Here is a 2,620-nt window from a genome sequence, read left to right on the forward strand (position 1 = left end):
CGGCCCCGGCGCTGCGCCACCCGGGCGGGACCAACCGGTTGATCCGCGACACCGCGGTGGCGTTGGCGGGGCGGATGACCGACCAGCAGATCGTCGGCGCCCTGCGCGACATGGTCGGGCTGCACCGGCCGTTCCCCGGCCTCACCTGCCGCGAGGCGCTCGTCGACGCTGTGAGGCACACGCAGGACATCACCCTGCCGCTGGGGCGCGAGATCCCGGTCCCCACCGCCGAGATCACCGCCGCAGCGGATCACGTGGTGTCCTACGGGGGCCGCGGGAACGCCAGGGTGTTCCGCGCCCTGCCGACCGGAGCCGTGCGCCTGACCGCCACGGACGCGGACTGGGCGAGCGGCGAGGGCCCCGAGGTCGACGGCACCATGCGGGACCTGTTCCTGCTGCTGACAGGCCGCACCGTTCACCTCAACCGGCTGGGCGGCCCCGGTGCGGCGGCGCTGCGCGAGCGGATCGCAGCGTAGCGCGGGTCCGCGCCGCGCCGCTCCACCGGCGACTTTCGTACAGTGGGAACCGTGACGACACCGCCTGACCACACCGCTTCCGTCCCCGCGCCGCTGGTGCGACCGCGTCGACTGCGTTCGACGCCGGCCATGCGTCGGCTCGTCGCCGAGACCACGCTCTCGCCGCGTCAGCTGGTGTTGCCGGCGTTCGTCGCCGACGGGATCGACGCGCCGCGCGACATCTCGTCGCTGCCCGGGGTCGTCCAGCACACCGTCGACTCGCTGCGCCGCGAGGCAGCCGCCGCCGCCGAGGCCGGGCTCGGCGGCATCATGCTGTTCGGCGTCCCGCTCGACGCCGACAAGGACGCCACCGGGAGCTGTGGCGCCGATCCCGAGGGCATCCTCAACCGCGGCCTCGCGGCCGTCCGTGCCGAGGTGGGCGACGACCTCGTGATCATGGCCGACACCTGTCTCGACGAGTTCACCGACCACGGGCACTGCGGTGTCCTCGGAACCGACCCGCGCGGTGAGCAGATCGTCGACAACGACGCCACCCTCGTCGCCTACAACGACCTCGCCGTGTCCCAGGCCGCCGCCGGCGCCCACGTCGTGGCGCCCAGCGGGATGATGGACGGCCAGATCGCCGCCATCCGCGAAGCCCTCGACCGCGAGGGGCACCAGGACGTGGCCCTCCTGGCCTACAGCGCCAAGTACGCGAGCGCCTTCTACGGCCCGTTCCGCGAGGCCGTCGGCTCGTCGCTGCGCGGCGACCGCCGCACCTACCAGCAGGATCCCGCCAACATGCGCGAGTCCCTGCGTGAGGTCCAGCTCGACCTCGACGAGGGCGCCGACATGGTGATGGTCAAGCCCGCCATGTCCTACCTCGACATCCTGCGTCAGACGGCCGAGATCTCCGACGTTCCCGTGGCGGCGTACCAGGTCTCCGGCGAGTACGCGATGATCTCCGCCGCCGCCGAGCGCGGCTGGATCGACCACGACCCGGCCGTCATGGAGTCCCTGACCTCGATCCGGCGAGCCGGCGCCGACATCGTCCTGACCTACTGGGCCCTTCACGCCGCCCGCCTGCTCTCCGAGGGCTGGGGCGCGCGGTGACACGCGCCAGCGGTCCCTGGCGACCGCCCGCCCGGCCAGAGCAGTCGGGCGCGCCGGCCGGGTCCGCAGAACCCACCGGGCCCGGCTCGCCCACCTCGGCCACCGACCCCGTGGGGCCGCCGCCTGAGGAGATCCACACGGCGTGGGTGCTCTGGCTGGCCGCCGCCGCGTTCGGGCTCGTCGGCATGCTCCTCAACGCCGCGACCGCGAGCTTCAGCGACCTGCCGGCCGCGACCCGGGACGCGTTCCGCGACGCCGTCGCCGACACCGGACCCATCGACATCTCGGTCGAGGGCATGTTCTCCATCTCCCTGGTGGTCGGTGCCGTGGTTGCGCTGCTCGCCGCCGCGGTCACCGTGTGGCTGGCCTTCCGCCTGCGGGCAGGGAAGGGCTGGGCTCGCACGATGCTCGACATCGTGGCCGTCTTCCTGATCGTCGACGCGGTGTCCGTGATCGTCGGGGTGTTCGGCGGGATCGCGCTCGCGGGGGAGCGGGGCGACGTGGTCAGTTTCATCGTCATCGCCCTGCGGATCCTGGCCGGTCTGTGCGCGGCCACCGCCGTCTGGCGCCAACACACGGCCGAGGCCATGAAATTCACGACCCCGGGTGGCGGCGCGCGTGCCGGCAAGTGACACAGCCGCCACACGGCCGGGCATAGAGCCCCGAGGCCCCATCCTGTACGCCGAGGACGGCTGGAGCTGGGCGTGGATCCTCGCCGCCCCCGTGTTCTGCGCGGCCGCCGCGGCCTTCGAGCTGATCACCGATGCTCCCGTGCACTGGATCATGCTGACCGTCTGCGCGGTCGCGTCCGCGCTCTGCCATGGCGTGATGATCGCCGCCACCCGCGTCCACGGCCGTGTCCGGCTCACCCCGCAGGTGTACATCCAGGGCACCGAGGAGCTCGGCCTGGACCGGATCGACGCGGTGCTGCCGCTACCGGCCGCCGGAGCGCCCGAGGCCTCATGGCAGACCGCCCGCACGCTCGGCGAGTTGCGGGAGGTCCCGCGCCGCCGGGGCGCGGTCGGACTGCGCCTGGACTCCGGCGCCGAGGT

At 73.4% G+C, this 2,620-nt stretch carries 4 protein-coding genes; all 4 read left to right on the plus strand.

Going from position 1 to position 2,620, the window contains the following annotated elements:
* The coding region (locus HMPREF3086_RS18825; RefSeq protein WP_070719987.1) for a maleylpyruvate isomerase mycothiol-dependent enzyme family protein at window positions 1-476 on the plus strand (476 nt) is incomplete at its 5' end.
* A gap of 51 nt (window positions 477-527) precedes the next feature.
* Window positions 528-1,568: a porphobilinogen synthase gene (gene hemB, locus HMPREF3086_RS02355; RefSeq protein ID WP_061914978.1), complete on the plus strand. Its 1,041-nt coding sequence runs from the start codon at window positions 528-530 to the stop codon at window positions 1,566-1,568.
* Window positions 1,565-2,200 carry a hypothetical protein gene (locus HMPREF3086_RS02360; protein WP_061914866.1) on the plus strand — a complete coding sequence of 212 codons (636 nt, stop codon included), beginning with the start codon at window positions 1,565-1,567 and terminating at the stop codon, window positions 2,198-2,200. The genes hemB and HMPREF3086_RS02360 overlap by 4 nt, the downstream gene beginning before the upstream one ends.
* The coding region (locus HMPREF3086_RS02365; protein ID WP_070719989.1) for a hypothetical protein at window positions 2,187-2,620 on the plus strand (434 nt) is incomplete at its 3' end. The genes HMPREF3086_RS02360 and HMPREF3086_RS02365, both read left to right, overlap by 14 nt.

Origin of the sequence: Dietzia sp. HMSC21D01 (assembly GCF_001815995.1) — a bacterium.
GTDB lineage: Bacteria > Actinomycetota > Actinomycetes > Mycobacteriales > Mycobacteriaceae > Dietzia > Dietzia cinnamea.